Origin of the sequence: Halomonas sp. TP35 (assembly GCF_052375975.1) — a bacterium.
GTDB lineage: Bacteria > Pseudomonadota > Gammaproteobacteria > Pseudomonadales > Halomonadaceae > Vreelandella > Vreelandella citrativorans.
Window position 1 is genome coordinate 69,113 of the sequence record NZ_JBQSUZ010000011.1, and the last position, 15,868, is coordinate 84,980.

14 protein-coding genes are annotated in these 15,868 nt (G+C 54.6%); 5 read left to right on the plus strand and 9 right to left on the minus strand.

The annotated features are described in order from the left end of the window. Positions 1-11: 11 nt before the first annotated feature. From araD1 to ACT3RU_RS13155, 4 genes are all read right to left on the minus strand, one after another. The gene (gene araD1, locus ACT3RU_RS13140; RefSeq protein WP_192527903.1) at positions 12-1,010 is read right to left on the minus strand and encodes an AraD1 family protein; all 999 of its coding nucleotides are present in this window, start codon (positions 1,008-1,010) and stop codon (positions 12-14) included. A gap of 26 nt (positions 1,011-1,036) precedes the next feature. Then, positions 1,037-2,320: a TRAP transporter large permease gene (locus ACT3RU_RS13145; RefSeq protein WP_192527904.1), complete on the minus strand. Its 1,284-nt coding sequence runs from the start codon at positions 2,318-2,320 to the stop codon at positions 1,037-1,039. Positions 2,321-2,323: 3 nt separating this feature from the next. Further along, positions 2,324-2,914 carry a TRAP transporter small permease gene (locus ACT3RU_RS13150; RefSeq protein ID WP_192527905.1) on the minus strand — a complete coding sequence of 197 codons (591 nt, stop codon included), beginning with the start codon at positions 2,912-2,914 and terminating at the stop codon, positions 2,324-2,326. 106 nt (positions 2,915-3,020) lie between these two features. Next, positions 3,021-4,097, minus strand: a complete 1,077-nt coding sequence (locus ACT3RU_RS13155) for a TRAP transporter substrate-binding protein (RefSeq protein ID WP_192527906.1) — start codon at positions 4,095-4,097, stop codon at positions 3,021-3,023. A gap of 324 nt (positions 4,098-4,421) precedes the next feature. On the opposite strand from ACT3RU_RS13155, the gene ACT3RU_RS13160 reads away from it, so the two are divergent. The 4 genes from ACT3RU_RS13160 to ACT3RU_RS13175 all read left to right on the plus strand — a co-directional run bounded on the left by ACT3RU_RS13160 (position 4,422) and on the right by ACT3RU_RS13175 (position 8,972). Next, positions 4,422-6,224: an IlvD/Edd family dehydratase gene (locus ACT3RU_RS13160; RefSeq protein WP_192527907.1), complete on the plus strand. Its 1,803-nt coding sequence runs from the start codon at positions 4,422-4,424 to the stop codon at positions 6,222-6,224. 1 nt (position 6,225) lies between these two features. Beyond that, positions 6,226-7,170: a DMT family transporter gene (locus tag ACT3RU_RS13165; RefSeq protein WP_192527908.1), complete on the plus strand. Its 945-nt coding sequence runs from the start codon at positions 6,226-6,228 to the stop codon at positions 7,168-7,170. 31 nt (positions 7,171-7,201) lie between these two features. Then, positions 7,202-7,972: a FadR/GntR family transcriptional regulator gene (locus tag ACT3RU_RS13170; protein WP_192527909.1), complete on the plus strand. Its 771-nt coding sequence runs from the start codon at positions 7,202-7,204 to the stop codon at positions 7,970-7,972. A 73-nt stretch (positions 7,973-8,045) separates the two neighbouring features. Continuing rightward, positions 8,046-8,972 carry a Gfo/Idh/MocA family protein gene (locus ACT3RU_RS13175; RefSeq protein WP_192527910.1) on the plus strand — a complete coding sequence of 309 codons (927 nt, stop codon included), beginning with the start codon at positions 8,046-8,048 and terminating at the stop codon, positions 8,970-8,972. A gap of 58 nt (positions 8,973-9,030) precedes the next feature. Here ACT3RU_RS13175 and ACT3RU_RS13180 read toward each other — a convergent pair whose 3' ends face one another. The 5 genes from ACT3RU_RS13180 to ACT3RU_RS13200 form a co-directional block, all read right to left on the minus strand. Beyond that, complete coding sequence (locus ACT3RU_RS13180; protein ID WP_192527911.1) at positions 9,031-9,939, minus strand: NAD(P)-dependent oxidoreductase; 909 nt, start codon at positions 9,937-9,939, stop codon at positions 9,031-9,033. Between the two features lie 83 nt (positions 9,940-10,022). Beyond that, entirely contained in the window at positions 10,023-11,078 is a 1,056-nt protein-coding gene (locus tag ACT3RU_RS13185; RefSeq protein WP_192527912.1) for an Ldh family oxidoreductase, read from the minus strand. Between the two features lie 38 nt (positions 11,079-11,116). After that, positions 11,117-11,995, minus strand: a complete 879-nt coding sequence (locus ACT3RU_RS13190; RefSeq protein ID WP_192527913.1) for an NAD(P)-dependent oxidoreductase — start codon at positions 11,993-11,995, stop codon at positions 11,117-11,119. A 67-nt stretch (positions 11,996-12,062) separates the two neighbouring features. Further along, positions 12,063-13,031: a GntR family transcriptional regulator gene (locus tag ACT3RU_RS13195; RefSeq protein ID WP_192527914.1), complete on the minus strand. Its 969-nt coding sequence runs from the start codon at positions 13,029-13,031 to the stop codon at positions 12,063-12,065. 28 nt (positions 13,032-13,059) lie between these two features. Continuing rightward, complete coding sequence (locus tag ACT3RU_RS13200; RefSeq protein ID WP_192527915.1) at positions 13,060-14,589, minus strand: UxaA family hydrolase; 1,530 nt, start codon at positions 14,587-14,589, stop codon at positions 13,060-13,062. Positions 14,590-14,850: 261 nt separating this feature from the next. On the opposite strand from ACT3RU_RS13200, the gene ACT3RU_RS13205 reads away from it, so the two are divergent. Then, complete coding sequence (locus ACT3RU_RS13205) at positions 14,851-15,861, plus strand: TRAP transporter substrate-binding protein (RefSeq protein WP_483392719.1); 1,011 nt, start codon at positions 14,851-14,853, stop codon at positions 15,859-15,861. Positions 15,862-15,868 lie beyond the last annotated feature (7 nt).

The window sequence follows — 15,868 nt, forward strand, 5'->3', positions numbered from 1 at the left end:
GTAGCCTCCTGTTAAAGCGCGTTGACGATGGTTGTTTCGTGCTTGTGATTCGTTGGCATGCGTAGCGTGTTGCGTAGTGGGCGGCCAAAATCGTTAAGCGTGATCTCGAAACGATCACCATCGCGGGTTTGAATCTGGTCGGCGAAGCTAAGAGTAGCAGTGCCGAAGTAGTGGACGTGGACATCGCCCGGGCGGCGAAAGCCTGCGTATTTGAAGTGGTGGTGCTCAAGATTGGCGAGGCTGTGGGCCATATTGGACTCACCGGTTAAAAACGGCTTTTCCCACAGCGTTTGGCCATCGCGCACAATGCGGCTGGTGCCTTCAAGGTGGGCAGGTAACTCTCCGATCAACAGCTCTGGGCCAACGCTACAGGCGCGCAATTTAGAGTGCGCCAGCCATAGGTAGTTAAAGCGCTCAGTAACATGGTCGGAAAATTCGTTACCCACAGCGTAGCCAATCCGCCATGGAGTGCCATCGTCAGCAATAATATAGAGCCCCGCAAGCTCTGGTTCTTCACCAGCATCCTGGGCAAACGCGGGAGAAGGCATGTCTGCTTCCGGCGCGACGATGCAGTCGCCATCGCCTTTATAGAACCATTCCGGCTGCGACCCTTCGGCGTTATTGGAAGGCTTTCCGCCTTCAACGCCGAGTTTGAACATGCGCATGGAGTCTGTCAGTTCCTCCTCAGCCACTTGAGTTTTGGCATGCATGGCGGATCGCGTATCGGCACTGCCCAAGTGGGTGAGGCCGGTGCCGGTTACCAAGCAGTGGGCGGGGTCGGGATGCGTGAGCGGCGGTAGCAGGCGCTGCTCGTCGATTAGCGTTTGGTAATCAATCTGCGTGTCGCCAAGCCGTGATTTAATGGCTTGTTCAAGCGATTCCCCAGCGGCAATAGCGGCTTTGGCTAGCGCGTAAGTGCCACCCTCTATGGTGATGGGGCGAACCGTCTGGGCATCCTCTACCAGAGCAACGTGAACTTGGTTCTGGTCGAGGTACTGAATCAAGCGCATATGATTTCCTTATATAATGTCAGTGATTAGTTGCCGCGCACAGCGGTGAGGTCCGGTAGCCATGTCACAATCCCAGGGAAGGCAATCAAGATAACCAGTACCACCAGCAGGGCGGCGTAGTAGGGCAGCATGGCCTTAACCAGCTGTTCCATGGAGACCTTACCGACGCCACAGCCAACGTAAAGGCAGGTGCCCACTGGCGGTGTTAAAAGGCCGATACCCAGAATGAACGCCATGAGCACGCCAAAGTAGACCGGGTCGACACCCACAGAGGTGACAATGGGTGTCAGCATAGGCGCCATAATGACCATGGCAGGCGTCAGGTCCATCACGAATCCTACGAGTAGTAGTAAGCCCGCAACGATTAATAGCAGTAAGAAGGGATCCTGGGTGATTGCCTGGACTTGGGTAACCAGCGTTTGCGGCACCATATTGATAGTCAGAAACCAGGCGATGACGGTGGCAAAGGCCAGCAGAAGTAACACCATCCCGGTTAATCGAGCCGTACGAATCAACATACCCCACAGCTCGCGGATGTGGAATTCGCGATATATCACCAACGAGATAAATAGCGAGTAGAGCAGCGCGGCAACGGCGGCCTCAGTAGCGGTAAATACGCCACCGATAATCCCGCCGATAACGATCACCGGCAACACCAAGGCAAGCCACGCCGCCTTGAAGGCTTTCCACAGCGCATCGAAGCGGAACTTGCGGGTCTGTCCGGCATGGCCGATGGTGGCCATGATGAAGGTCGTGGCCATTAACCCGAAACCAATCAATATCCCCGGAACGATACCAGCGATAAACAGGCGACTAATGGAGGTTTCAGTCACGATGCCGAACAAAATCAGAGGTATAGACGGCGGAATAATAATGCCGATGACCGAGGAAACAGTATTGATCGCCGTGGCCTGTGGGGCAGTGTAGCCCTGCTTGGTCATGGAGGGGATCATCATCGCGCCGGTCGCGGCAGTATCGGCCACGGCAGAACCACTAATACCGCCAAAGAACATTGATCCGGTAATTGCAACCTGACCCAGGCCACCGCGTACGAAACCGACCAAAGCCCCAGCAAGCTCCATTAAGCGACGAGCAATGCCGCCATTGCTCATTACTTCGCCTACCAAAATAAAGAATGGAATGGCCAGTAGGGGAAAGCTATTTACCCCACGTATTGACTGCTCAATCATGATGGAAAGAGGTATATCCGAGAGTAGCGCCATCACCACCGCCGCAACGCCCAAACCAAAGGCGATGGGTAAGCCCAAGGCTAGAGAGGCGAACAGAATGCCTAGAAAAATCCATAGCATGATCTAACGGTCTCCATCAGTGGTGGTAACGCTAGGTGAGCGTATCTGCAAAATGCTTTGCCAGGCGCGCCAGATGGCCACGGCGGCAATAAAGGCGGCGCAGAGCACCAGCGAGACATTCACTATATTCCACGGCACGCCAAGGATCGCGGTGCGCCCGGAGGCACGCGACATCACCAGAAAGCCGCCCCAAACAATGATCCCCATCAACACGGTGATCACCAAGTGTTGAAACAGATACAGCGCATGGGCGGCGCGCGGTTTTAACCTGCGCACTAAGATATCCACCGCAATATGCTCATAGCGAGCAAATGCCGCCGCGGCACCCAGGAAAATCAGCCAGATAAACAACATACGTGCCAACTCATCGGCCCAGGGCAGCGAATGATTCAATACGGCGCGGCCCACGACGTTGGCCGACACCGACAAAATGAGCGCTACCAGCAGAGCCGCAATTGTGTGCTCCATTGCCAGTGTTAGCCATCGGAACAGCGCAGGACCGCGGCGCTGCTCGGTATCGATCTCCAGCGGCTGGCGCTGGGGATCGTCGAAGAAAGCCGCGGTATCCGGAATGGGAGTATCAGGTGTATCCATGAGTTCTCCGAAAAGACAGGTAACGACCATGCAAGAGACGTTTGCCTCTTGCATGGTCTAGTCGTGAAAAATGCGCACGAGAGCAATCCGAAGTATCAGCGGACGCCTATTGGGCTGTTGTCGATCCGGCGATCCGCTGGAACTCAGCTACCAAGTCTTCACCAATACGCGGTGCCCACTCGTCATAAACGGGCTGTACTGCTTCCTGGAAAGCGGCTATCTGCTCGTCATTCAAGCGAGTTACCTGCATGCCCCGTTCTTCAAGCTGGTCGCGTGCCCAATCGTCGTACTCGGCCGAAAGCTGGATTTCATAATCGGCGGCTTGCAGGGCAGCCTCCTGAACCAGCTCCTGATACTCAGGGTCGAGTCGATCCCAAGTGCGCTCGGAAATCATCTTGATAAAGGGTGTGTAAACGTGGCGTGTTTCGGAGCCGTAGTCCTGCACTTCATAGAAGTTGGATGTCAGAATGGTGCTCCAAGGGTTTTCCTGGCCATCGACAACGCCCTGCTCCATGGCTGAAAACAGCTCGCCGAACGCCATGGGTGTCGGGTTGGCGCCAAGTGCCTGCCAGATAGCCAAGTGAACGGGGTTTTCCATGGTACGTACGGAAAGGCCGCGGACGTCCAAACCGGCTACATCTTCCGGCGATGAAACTTCGCGTGCGCTATTAGAAAGCTGGCGGAAGCCGTTTTCAGCAAAGGCCAATGCCTTGATGCCGGTGCCGTCAAACGCATCAAGCATCTCTTGGGCAGCGTCGCTACGCATAGCCTCGATGGCAGCTTCACGAGTAGGGAGCAGGAACGGTAGGTCAAAAACGGCCAGCTCTTCAACATAGCCAGTCGCGGGGGAAGAAGAAGGGTAGGTCATGTCCAACGTGCCGGTTTGGAGCATTTCCATCATCTGTACGTCATCACCGAGCTGGCTGTTGGGGAAGATGTTGACGCTGATTCTTCCTTCGCTGCGCTGGTCGAGAATATCTGCAAAGTATTGGCTGGAGATGTACTGAGGCGAGCTTTCGGCCAGGCCAAGCCCCATGCGTAGAGTCACGCTGCCGTGATCGCCTACGACGCCGCCTTCGATCTCGGGTGGGTCAGAAAGGTCGGGCGTCTGCGCGTAAGCCATACCCGAGCTGAGCAGCGTAGCACCGGTCATTAACAGGGTGCGTTTCCAAAGATAATGCATCGTTATCACTCTCCTGGCGAGCTGCAAGTCACTTCGCTAAGAACATCTTGCAAGCGAGCTGCAACATGGTTGTTGTTATGATTGAGCGGTATTTTCCTCGTAGGGTAAGCACCGCAGCTTACACTGAATGTCTAACGTTTTGATAATATGTTCAACATATACTTTTGTATGTGTCGACGGCGCTGTAAAGAACGCGTACCGTCATGGCGACCCTCTCCTTATGTTTAAAGGAGATTATTTAATTGAGAATGTCGGTAGGGTCGGTTGCGTGGTTTAGGCACGCCTACTGACGTTTTACCTTTACTTTAGGCGTGGAGCGTAGCCATGGCCAATCCTCATCGAATAACCCCTGAGCAGTTGCGTTCACGTTACTGGTTCGATAACCCTGATCATCCCGGCACTACGGCGCTGTGTATTGAGCGTTACCTCAATTACGGCATTACGTTGGATGAGTTGACAAGCGGTAAGCCAATTATTGGTATCTGCCAATCGGGGTCTGATTTAACCCCGTGCAACCGTCACCATATTGATCTGGTCAAGCGGGTTAAAGACGGCATTCGCGCGGTGGGTGGCGTGCCGTTCGAATTCCCCATGCATCCTATCCATGAGAATGTGCGGCGGCCTACCGCGGCGCTGGATCGTAATCTTGCATACCTGGGGCTGGTGGAAGTACTTCATGGCTATCCGTTGGACGGCGTGGTGCTAACCACCGGCTGTGACAAAACCACCCCCGCTGCGCTGATGGCCGCGGCAACGGTGAATATTCCCGCGATTGTGCTTTCCGGTGGGCCGATGCTAAACGGCTGGCGGGGCGCCGAACGGGTGGGTTCAGGTACGATTATCTGGGAGCTGCGCAAGCGCCTGGCAGCGGGAGATATCGACTACGCAGAGTTTCTTTCCCGCGCCAGCGACTCAGCGCCTTCGATTGGTCACTGCAATACCATGGGCACGGCGTCCACCATGAACTCCATGGCTGAGGTATTGGGAATGAGCCTGCCGGGATCAGCGGTCATCCCCGCACCCTATAAAGAGCGCGCGATGGCGGCCTATGACACCGGTGTGCGAATCGTCGATATGATCTGGGAAGACCTGCGCCCGCTGGATATTCTGACCCGCGAAGCATTTGAGAACGCTATTGTGGCCTGCTCGGCCATGGGCGGCTCGTCCAACGCGCCGGTTCACATTAACGCTATCGCCCGCCATGCAGGTATTGAGCTGGATAACGACGACTGGCAGCGCTTGGGCCACGAGATTCCGCTGCTGGCCAACGTGATGCCCGCCGGCGCTTTTCTATGTGAAGAGTTTCACCGTGCGGGGGGCGTGCCCGCGATCCTCCATGAACTACAGAGGGCCGGCAAACTGCATAGCGATGCGCTGACGGTGAATGGCCGCTCTCTAGGCGATAATTTGCAGGGCCGGGAAACTCAGGACCCTAACGTGATCTGCCGCTATACCGAGCCGCTGGTGGCCCATGCAGGATTCCTTAACCTCAAGGGCAATCTGTTCGACTCAGCGCTGATGAAAACCAGCGTTATCTCCCAGGATTTTCGCGAGCGGTTTCTGAATGATCCCAACGACCCTGAAGCCTTTGAAGGCAAGGTGGTGGTGTTTGATGGCTCGGAGGATTATCACGCTCGTATCGACGACCCGGCGCTGGACATCGACGCCCGCACCATTCTAGTGATGCGCGGCGCTGGCCCAGTGGGGCATCCCGGCGGCGCCGAGGTGGTCAACATGCAGCCGCCAGAAGCGCTGATCAAACAGGGAATCGAGTCGCTGCCCTGCCTAGGTGATGGGCGCCAGTCGGGCACTTCGGGCTCGCCGTCGATTCTCAACGCGTCTCCGGAAGCGGCCACCGGAGGCGGGCTGGCGCTGCTTGAAAGCGGCGACCGGCTGCGGGTTGATCTTAAGCGTGGCGAGGTGCAGCTGCTGATTGACGCCAGTGAGCTGGAAGCGCGCCGCGAGCGTTTGGCTCAGCAGGGCGGCTACCGCTATCCAGGCCACCAGACCCCTTGGCAAGAGATTCAGCGCAGCATGGTCGAGCCGCTGGATCGCGGCATGACGTTAGAACCTGCGACCAAGTACCGCGATGTCGCCCGCCAGCATCCGCCCAGAGATAATCACTAGCATGAGCCGCTTTAGTGCCTTATCGCATCGCCAGCAGGGGCTACTGTTGACCGGTGGTGGTGCGATGATCATGGCGCCGGATGCCTTGTTGATCAAGGTAGCCGACCTGCCCGATGCCGAGATACTCATGTGGCGTGGTTTTCTCTCCGCGCTGGGTTTTTTGCTCATCGCCCTGGCGCGCTATGGCCGCGGCACATTGGCGGCCTATCGTCGCTGTGGCTGGACCGGCATCGCCGTGGCGCTGCTGTTCAGCCTGACAACCTGCGGTTTTGTGCTTGGTAATCAATACACCAAGGCAGGTAACGTGTTGATGATCCTGGCCAGCGCGCCGTTAATCGCGGCGGTACTCTCTTGGGTCATTCTTAAGGAGCGCTTGCCCCGACGCACGTGGCTTGCGATCTGTTTGTGCATGGCGGGCGTTGCCATGATTGCGCTAGATGACTCGGGCGCAGGCTCGTGGGTAGGCAACGCTTTCGCTTTGGTGACGGCGACGACCCTGGCGATAAACTTTACTCTCTGCCGTACGCGGCCGGGTGTGGATATGAGCCCGATGCTGGTATTCAACGGACTTATTGTGGGGAGCACTGCAGGGCTTTTCGGGCTGGCAGGAAGCGAGCCGTCCATACCCGCCACGAATCAACTTGCCGTGGTGGTGTTGCTTTGTCTGTTCATCGTGCCATGTGGCGTCACACTGTTGCAGCGTGGGCCGTTGTATCTGCCTTCCGCTGAAGTCGGTTTGCTGCTGTTGCTGGAAGTCGTGGTAGGTACGCTGCTGGCCTGGTGGATTCTGGCCGAACAGCCCGCACCGGTCGCCATGGTGGGCGGCGCCTTGGTGCTCGGCACCTTAAGTGCTAAGGGCCTTTATGAACGGCGGCTGGAGCTTAGGCAGCGTGCCGGGCTTGAGGCTACGCCACTGGTCACAGTCGACCGGTCAAGTACGTTATGATTGGCTGGAATTGAAATAGGGTCTTATCGCAGTGACATCATCTCTCAGTAAGCCACCAGCTCGCCCCAGTATCGCTGAATATCTCGCCGAGGAGATCTTTGGCGGGCGCTACCGCCCCGGCGACTTTGTGCCGCGTGAACTGGACCTATGTGAACGCTTTTCGCTTAACCGCTCGGCGGTACGTAGCGATCTGCGCCAACTGGTGGAGGCGGGCATTATCGAGCGTATCTCAGGCCACGGCTCCAAGGTGCGCGAGTACTCAGAGTGGCATATTCTCGATGTTCAGGTGACCGACTGGCTTACCCGTTATGCAGCTCCTAATCCAGATATTCAGCGCGAAATTCTCGCGTTTCGCCTGGATGTTGAACCCTATGTGGCAATGACCGCCGCCAAGCGCGCCAAGGCGCGCGACTTAGTGGCTATCGAAGAAGCCTTTGAAGGGCTGGGCCAGAACCTGCGCAATGCGACCTGCCACGAGGAGCGGCGTTTACACAGCGAATGTGATATTGCCTTCCACGAAGCTATCTTCAAAGCGACCCACAATATCGTCTGGGCGCAGCTATCACATATCCTGCGGCCCTCGATCTACCTGCTGGTCTCGATGTCGAACGAAAGCGCCTCTGATCCGGAAGAGAGCCTGGAGCGTCATCGCCAACTGATGGAAAGCATCCGGCTGCGTCGCCCTCGCGAGGCGTTTCTGGCGGCTCAGGCGGTATTGGCAGGAACGGCAGAAGCGCTAGGGCTTGAGCGTAGCGTCAGCTCATTAGGGCGCAGCGTTGAGCTGCCCCACGCTGCTCCCTGAATTCATGTCTCGTTAAGCTTTCACATTAAACCTTTCATATTAAAACCTTTCACATCAAAACAAAGGCAAGCACATGTCTGACTTCAACCTCGGCTTAGTGGGTGTGGGCAAAATCGTACGCGACCAGCACCTTCCGGCAATAGCCACCATCCCGCATTGCCAGCTTGTCGCCACGGCAGATCCTCACGCTGCGGTACCGGATGTGCCCAGCTATCAAGACCTGGGCGCGATGCTCGATGCCCACCCTGAAATAACCGCCGTGGCAATCTGTACGCCGACGCACCTGCGCTACTCTCAGGCGCGCCTGGCATTGCTGCGCGGCAAACACGTGCTGCTGGAGAAACCGCCCGGGGCCACGCTCAGTGAGGTGGAAAGCTTGAGTTCACTGGCTGCCGAGCAGGGCGTTAGCCTGTTTGCCGCCTGGCATTCACGCTTTGCCCCCGGCGTTGCGCAAGCCAAGCAGTGGCTGTCAGAGCGTCAGGTTCAGCGCGTTGAGATCGAATGGAAAGAAGACGTACGGGTATGGCACCCAGGGCAGGCGTGGATATGGCAACCGGGCGGGATGGGGGTATTTGATCCAGGTATCAACGCACTTTCGATCGTCACCACCATTCTTCCTCAGGCGTTTTTTCTGCGCCAGGCACAGTTATGGGTACCGACTAATTGCCAGACCCCAATTGCCGCTGAGCTGTCTTTTACCGATCCAGATGGTGCCGAGATTGAGGCGGTCTTTGATTTTCGCCAAACCGGCCCGCAAACCTGGGATATTCGCGTCGTTACGGATAACGGCCATCTAAGCTTGACCCAGGGCGGGCGGCGCCTGCTGATTAACGACGAACTGATAGTGGATGAGGAGGAGCGCGAGTATGCAGGCCTTTATAACCACTTTGTTGAGCTTGTCGCCAGTGGGCGTAGTGACGTGGATGTAGCGCCACTCCGCCAAGTGGCAGATGCCTTTTTATATGGCCACCGCGAGGCTACCGACGCGTTTGTAGAGTGAACGCTGCCAACTCGCGGTGGAAAGTTAAGCTGCGATGACGAGGCAGCCTAGGGTGATTTCAGTGCTTGTTGCCGTCTGAGCCCATACCATTACGCTGCATGCAGCTGTCGTAAGCTTGGGGAACGAAGCTCTCTTCCCCCACGTCATTTCGAGCCAGTGTCAGGAACTCGCAAAGTGGGGGAAGCATGTCGGACGTTAACTGGTACTCGGTTAACGTTTCAGCCAGGTAGCGCATGTCCTTTTCGGCATTTCCGAGACTGAACTGCAATTTTGTGCACTCTTTCTGCAGCACCCACTCCATAACCGGGGCCAGCATGGCACTGTTGGCGCCGCCCTGAGAACAGATTTCCAGCAATTTATTCTGCGGGACATCCATTCCGGCAGCCATGGTAGCGGCTTCGCTAACAAGTGCTGCTGCGCCCAGCGACAGGAAGTTGTTAATCAGCTTCAGCTTATGCGCTGACCCGACTTCTCCCACATGAAAGATGTTCTCGGCGAAGCTTTCGATGACCGGCGTAATGCGTGTAACCGTTGAGGCATCGCCCCCCAGCATGACGTTGAGCCGCCCCTCCCGGGCTTCGCGAGGCGTGCGAGCTAACGGCGCGTCAACTAGCACCACTCCTTGCTCTGCGACGGTTTCAGCAAGACGCTCGGTCGATTCAGGATGAGCCGTAGAGCAGTCGACAATAATTAGCCCTTCATGGGCCCCGGCCATCAAACCATCGGCTCCGGTCACAATCTCGCTAACCTGTTCGGATGTTTTGACGCAGATAAAAACAATATCGCTGTTTTTGGCCATCTCGGCAGCACTTGCGGCTTCAACTGCTCCTTCGGCAGAGAGCACCTCTAAAGGCGAGCGATTGCGGTGTGCCATAACAGTTAGCGGGTAGCCATTACGCACTATATTGCGGGCCATTTCCTTACCCATTAAGCCGAGCCCGATGAATCCGATACGTTCCTGTTTCATGGTGACCTCCGATCAGTTATTTGATGACGTCCTGGATAACGCTCACTTGTCTGAACTTGACCATAAACCTAAGCAGAAAGCGGTTATTGGCGTGCCTGAGGGAAGGCAACACCTAAACGCTCTGACCAATCGTGAAGCGCTTCGGGAACACCCTCCGGAAGCGGAACGCCTTGTTGTGAGTAGCGCTTATGGAGATCGAGCCCGCGCTCTCCAGGAATGCGTACCTGAGGATCGCCTTCGGCGACGGGATTGTTACGGCACGCATCGGCCAACGCGCCGGTTTCACGCTTGAACGCTTCAAGCCCACCAAAGGCTTCCGGGTCCAGTACCTGCACCATGACCGAAGCACCCCACTGCGAAGGTGACTGGACGCGCCCGAACCCTGCCAGGCCAGACGTCAAGGCTTCTACCATGAGCCCTAGTGCGTAGCCTTTATGGCCGTGATCTAGCCCGCCGATGGGCATGATGCTGCCTTTGGGCTCGTCGAAAAGTACCTCGGGGCGATCGGTTGCCTGGCCCTGATTGTCTTTAAGCCACGGATAAGGCAAGCGGCTATTTTGCTTGTTAAGTCGCCCGACCATGCCATTGGTGGTAATGGACGTACTGACATCCAAAAGAACAGGGCCTGAATCAGTCGGGTAGCCCACGGCGATAGGGTTGGGCGTATGGGTCGCCACTAACCCGCCATAGGGGGCAACGGATTTGGTCGCCGGGTCGGATGATTCAATCACCACCACGAGGTCTTGATCGGTAGCACGCTTTAGGTAGGCAGCCAGACAGGCAATATGGTTAGAGCGCCGAATCACCACCGTACCGGTACCGCAGGAACGCGCCATGGATTCCGCAGCTTCCATGGCTTTGAGAATCAACCACGGCCCGGGTAAGTAACGGCCATCCCAGGTTTGTACGGCGGCTCGTTGAGAAATCACCTCATAATCACCAGTGACTGGCATGCGGCCTGACTGTATTTCCTCAAGATAAGGCGCAAGGAGTTGCAGCCCGTGAGTGGTGTGCCCCATCAGATCGCCTTCGACAAGCATTTCAGCGACGGCATTGGCTTTACCATCATCGAGCCCTGCGGCTAAAAGTAAATCAGTGCTGAATCGCGTTATTTCCTGAACATCGTAATGTTGGCTCATTGTGTTTATTTTCCCGGCGTTATGGGTGGACAGAAGGTTTATTGATTGTGGCGTCTGAGCTGGCGTATCAGGGCGCTATGGTCAAGATCACCCTCTCCCTGGGCGATAAGCGCTTCATAAAGCCCGTTGACCAACGAGGATACCGGCAGCTTCAGCTGCCATTCCTGGGCTAAAGCCATGGCAGTCTGGGTGTCTTTCAATTGCCATTTCGACGGCCCGCCGGGAGTGAAATCTTCCTTGATCATGCGCTGGCCGTGGATACGCAGAACAGTCGAGTCGGCAAAGCCTCCTTCTAGCGCATTCAGCATCTGCGCAGGATCAGCTCCCCCTCGCTCTGCCAGTAATATGGCTTCGGCCACGGTAGCAATGGTGTTGGCCACGATCATCTGATTGGCAAGCTTGACCAGCTCACCGCTGCCCGCAGGGCCAACATGGACCGGTCTGCCGAGCGATAAAAGGATAGGCTCAACGGCTTTAAAGCTTTCAGCATCTCCGCCCGCCATGATGGCCAGAGTGCCGTCAATCGCTCCCTGCTCACCACCGGATACCGGCGCGTCCAAGTAGTGAATCTGATGCTTTGAGGCCTCCTTAGCTTGGCGGCGTGCCGTCTCGACCGGAATAGAACTCATGACGATCAGAGTGGCGCCGGGCTGCATGGCGTTGAGCAGGCCATCTGAACCTAACAGTAATTCATCGCACACCGGACCCGAGCTGAGCATAACGATCACAACCTCGCTTTCGGTGACTGCCTGTTCAGGCCTTTCCACTGTCTCGATACCTACCGCTTCCAAGCTGTCGGCCTTGCTTCTTGTCCGGTTCCAGGCGCGCACCTGATGACCTGCTTTGGCCAAGCGCCGTGCCATAGGAGCACCCATAATGCCGGTGCCAATAAAGCCGATAGACCGTAACGTTGTCATTATTAGTTCCTCTAACGGTGGGGAGGCTGTTGAACCGCTTTTATTGTTATTGAGTAATGCTATTGGCTTATCCTCGTAGATAAAGCGGTATTTTGATATCGCCTGATTCTCTGAAATTGATAAGACGTTCAAGTACCTTAGATTCTGAGCGCTCCAAGTGGACCATTAATAATTTTGCAGCCTGGTGAGGCTTTTGCAGACGTATTTTCTCAAATATCCACAAGTGCTCATCAAAAAAAGGATCTTGATCGGGAAGTTTAAGCACCCGCCCAAGCAGGTGTTTGCTGATTAACAAGATAGGATGAGTGCGCCGTAGCATATTCATTACCTCCTGGTTATCACCTAGACTGACGGCGGTGTGATGAAGGTCATTTTCTAACTCATCCAGTAATTCACCTTTAATATCTGGATAACTGTCTGCGGCGTGTTTGAGTTTGGCAATATAGCCGTTGAGTGCACTTTCTGAAATATTGTTGGTGGCACGCGCAATCATGTAAGGCTCTAATTGGCGGCGTGCTTCATAAAGGTTGTGTAGTCGCTTGTCGTCTAAGGGGACTACGCTCCAACTATTGTATTTAATCTTTTCGACCAGGCCGATGGATTGCAAATGGAGAAGAATTTGATGGGTAACCGTGCGGCTGACATTCAGTGATTTGGAAAGCTGCAGTTCATTAAGTTCAAAGGTGCCCTTGATTGAGCATAGGACAATGTCATGTTCGACGCTGTCGATGTGGGCACGCCAGGACGCGGTACGATCTACTTTGGGGGCATGGCCAAGTTGCTTGAAATCACGCTCGCAGAGGGAGCGACGTACTATCTCACTTGGCGATGCGCCCACCAGATAGCCGCGCCCCTCAAATCGGCAGATATACTGCTCTTCATGCAACCGGCTCAAGGTTTGGCGAACAGGGGAGCGGCTGATACCAAACAGCTCGGCTATATTCCCTTCAAGCAGCACAAGGCCAGGTTCCAGGCGCTTTCCAACAATACCCTGCTTAAGAGCCGTATAGAGCTGGTCGCGCAGCGTTTGTGTCATGGTTAGTTAGTTGCCTTTCAATATACGATTAGGTGATGGCACCGACCAGCCAGGGAACGAACTCATTACTACCATAACCCAGTGACTCGCTAGCGCTCATGTCGCCTGAGGCAATGGCGATGATACGCTCAAAAATCTGTTCCCCGACGTCTTCTACACTGGCAGTGCCATCGACGATAACGCCACAATTTATATCCATGTCTTCATGCATTTTCTCATACATGGAGGTATTGGTTGCGAGCTTCAGGCAGGGCGCGGGTTTAAAACCTGAAACCGACCCACGTCCGGTAGTAAAACAGACAACCGTTGACCCAGAAGCAATTTGCCCAGTTACAGAAACGGGATCGTAGCCCGGGCTGTCCATAAAGTTAAAGCCACGAGTGGCTATCTTTTCGGCATAGTGCAGCACGTCGTTTAGGCTTGAACTGCCACCTTTCGCAACGGCTCCTAGGGACTTTTCAAGAATCGTCGAAAGCCCGCCTGCTTTATTGCCCGGCGACGGGTTGTTGTTTAATTCAGCACCATTTATTTCGGTGTAATGTTTCCACCATGTAATACGATCAAGCAGTTTTTGCGCGACGTTTTCATTGATAGAGCGGTCTATCAAAAGATTCTCAGCGCCGTAAATCTCGGGAGTTTCTGCAAGGATCACGCTGCCCCCGTGTTGCACGATAAGATCAGCCGCGTGGCCAAGCGCAGGATTCGCCGTAATCCCTGAATAACCGTCTGAGCCGCCGCACTGCAGTGCAACCACCAGGTGCTCTAGAGATGCAGGTTCACGCCGCATCTGCCCATGCTGAGCAGCCATCTGCATGATGTGATCGCACGCGGTTTTAATACTGGTGCGAGTGCCTCCTGCATCCTGAATATTAAAGTAAGCAAGCCGCGAGGCGTCTTCTAACCCTTTTTTTGCGACGAGTGTTTTGACCTGGTTGGTCTCACAGCCCAAACCGATAATGAGTACGAAGGCAAAATTGGGATGCTGGGCATAACCTGCGATGACGCGCTCAAGAAAGGCAAAGCCTTCTGAGTCCGTGTTCATGGCACAACCCGAGCCATGGGTGATTGCGACGACACCATCGAAGCCCATCTGGCTTAGTTCATCAGACTGATTGAGCGTGTCTGCTGCTGCTTTAGCGACCGTCGCAGAGCAGTTAACGGTCGATAGAATACCAATGTAGTTACGCGTGCCTACGCTACCGTCATCACGTTGAAAACCCTGGAAGGTTCGTGAGCTACGCTTGGTTTCTGTTTGCGGGTGAGGCTGGAAATCTTTTAACGAAGAATCTAGCTCAATCATGGTGAGGTTGTGGGTGTGCACATGCTCACCGGGTTCTACATCCTGCGCTGCTATCCCAATAAGTTGACCATATTTATAAACAGCCTCGTCCTTATTGATGTTAGTTAACGCAACTTTATGACCAGCATCGATATTCTCTTTAGCAAGTGTGCCATTTTTATCAATTGGAAACCCGTTGGGTACCGCTTTTGAGGCTACGCCCACGTTATCCCGAGGGTTGAGCTGAATAATAACTGACGGGGGATTAATGAGATCCATTGTTTACCTCAAACTGGTTATTGAGCTTTCGATACAAGAGCCAAGCGCAAGCTCAAAAGCGGTCATTGTAGATGCACTCTAACAAGCAGGCCGCGTACGTCGATTAGACTATCGTCCTATATAATGGTCATTGAATGCAATGTTCATTTGCTCTAGATTGCTTTCATGTGTTGAGCACGCAATGGCTTCATAAGTTAAATCATAGAAATAATAAAGCCTGCTAATTTTTAATAAGAATCGGAGTGACCAATGGCTTCAATAATGAAAAATGTACGCTTTTTAGGAATTGCCTTGTGCGTCGGCGGGGTGTTTGGAAGTGCTTCTACAGTGAATGCTGCTACTACGCTGCGCTTAGCCCATACATTTAATCCAGGTGAGGCAAGCTACGAGCTTTTTTCAAAGCTCCCCCAGCTAGTTGAAGAACGCACTGGTGGTGAAGTGCGCGTTCAGGTCTTTCCGAGCGAACAGTTGGGATCTGAAGTGCAGTTGCTACAGCAAGCGAGTAATGGTTCTGTAGATATAGTCGTTCCAGGGTATTCAGGAGCCAGTACATTAGTTCCCGCACTCGAAATTTCGAACGCACCTTTCATGTTCCAAAGCTGGGACGAGGCGCGGCATATTTTAGAAGGGGAAGCTTATCAACCCATTTTTGAAGAGCTAGATGAGCAATACGGTTTACAGCCTTTAGCAAAATCTTGGTACTGGGGGTGGCGTAACTTTACCTTCAAAGGGGCTGACGTTAATTCCCTTGAAGATATGGCAGGCTTAAAAATTCGCGTGCCCGAGTCTCCAGCATGGGTAGAAATGATTAGTGCTTTTGGCGCGTCCGCAACGCCTATTCCGTTTAGTGAGGTTTATTTGGCGCTTCAGCAGGGTACCGTCGATGGTCAGGAAAACCCTATCCCCACGATCTATGCGCGCAAGTTCTTCGAAGTTCAAGACCAGCTTGTCATGAGCCGCCACATGCTTCAAAGCCAGGTGGTTCTGATCAACAGCAATCGCTTCAACTCGCTCGACAGTGACCAGCAAGAAGCGCTCAAGGACATCATGGCCGAGCTAGCCGATGAAAACTACGCCATGCAGAGCGCGCGTGAGGAAGAAATGCTTCAAAGCATGAAGGACTCGGGTCTGATTGACGTGGTGGACAATATCGACCGCGCGCCTTTCGAGCAAGCCGCACAAAGTGCTCACGACAACTTAACAAGCCGCTGGGGCGAAGAGCATTTTCAGCGCGTATTGGATGCTATCGAAAGCTACCGCCAGCAGGACTGATTCCGTA

Coding starts and splice junctions, on each gene's coding strand:
- araD1 (WP_192527903.1), bottom strand. CDS start 1,010: ATGCGCTTGATTCAGTACCTCGACCAGAACCAAGTTCACGTTGCTCTG.
- ACT3RU_RS13145 (WP_192527904.1), bottom strand. CDS start 2,320: ATGCTATGGATTTTTCTAGGCATTCTGTTCGCCTCTCTAGCCTTGGGC.
- ACT3RU_RS13150 (WP_192527905.1), bottom strand. CDS start 2,914: ATGGATACACCTGATACTCCCATTCCGGATACCGCGGCTTTCTTCGAC.
- ACT3RU_RS13155 (WP_192527906.1), bottom strand. CDS start 4,097: ATGCATTATCTTTGGAAACGCACCCTGTTAATGACCGGTGCTACGCTG.
- ACT3RU_RS13160 (WP_192527907.1), top strand. CDS start 4,422: ATGGCCAATCCTCATCGAATAACCCCTGAGCAGTTGCGTTCACGTTAC.
- ACT3RU_RS13165 (WP_192527908.1), top strand. CDS start 6,226: ATGAGCCGCTTTAGTGCCTTATCGCATCGCCAGCAGGGGCTACTGTTG.
- ACT3RU_RS13175 (WP_192527910.1), top strand. CDS start 8,046: ATGTCTGACTTCAACCTCGGCTTAGTGGGTGTGGGCAAAATCGTACGC.
- ACT3RU_RS13180 (WP_192527911.1), bottom strand. CDS start 9,939: ATGAAACAGGAACGTATCGGATTCATCGGGCTCGGCTTAATGGGTAAG.
- ACT3RU_RS13185 (WP_192527912.1), bottom strand. CDS start 11,078: ATGAGCCAACATTACGATGTTCAGGAAATAACGCGATTCAGCACTGAT.
- ACT3RU_RS13190 (WP_192527913.1), bottom strand. CDS start 11,995: ATGACAACGTTACGGTCTATCGGCTTTATTGGCACCGGCATTATGGGT.
- ACT3RU_RS13195 (WP_192527914.1), bottom strand. CDS start 13,031: ATGACACAAACGCTGCGCGACCAGCTCTATACGGCTCTTAAGCAGGGT.
- ACT3RU_RS13200 (WP_192527915.1), bottom strand. CDS start 14,589: ATGGATCTCATTAATCCCCCGTCAGTTATTATTCAGCTCAACCCTCGG.
- ACT3RU_RS13205 (WP_483392719.1), top strand. CDS start 14,851: ATGAAAAATGTACGCTTTTTAGGAATTGCCTTGTGCGTCGGCGGGGTG.